The organism is Pontibacter sp. HJ8 (assembly GCF_054824225.1).
Genome location: NZ_JSYF01000652.1, coordinates 1 through 520 on the forward strand (window position 1 = coordinate 1; position 520 = coordinate 520).

1 protein-coding gene is annotated in these 520 nt (G+C 49.2%); it reads right to left on the minus strand.

From position 1 onward, the window contains the following. A partial coding sequence (locus OB13_RS20610) for a hypothetical protein (protein WP_461492067.1) occupies window positions 1-452 on the minus strand: 452 nt, incomplete at its 3' end. Window positions 453-520 lie beyond the last annotated feature (68 nt).

Below are 520 nucleotides of genomic sequence, written 5' to 3' on the forward strand. Positions count from 1 at the left end.
GCATTCAGCTTTATCTTTGAACCGTCAGGAAGGAGAATTGTCTTTTTGACACCAGGCACAGCCTCGATCGTCTTATAGGCCATCAGGGTTGTTTCAGAACGTGATGTGAAATGGATGAGCACTCCAATCATCAGCAGCGGTAGCAATACAGCCGCGGCAACTTTCGCCCAGAACAGGGGCGGCGATGGTTTACGGAAAAGGATGACGTTGTCGTCCTTATTTAATTCCTGGTGTTGTGGCTCCTCTATCCTGGCCCTGATCCTGTGGAAGACCTGGCCCGCGTCATGCTGCGGCTTCTCAGCCTCCATGCGGGTTGCCTCTTGCCAGAGGACAAACAGGTCCCTTTCCTGCTCATGGTCTAATTTATTTTTTTTGAACCACTCGAGCACCGCCTGCACCTCCTCCTCCGAGCATTTACCTTTATAAAACCGATCGAGCAGTCCGCTGTCCATTGTGTTATGTTTGTTCCTATATAGATTACACTTGAAACCGGCTTTCCACCACCTCTCTATTAAAAAAA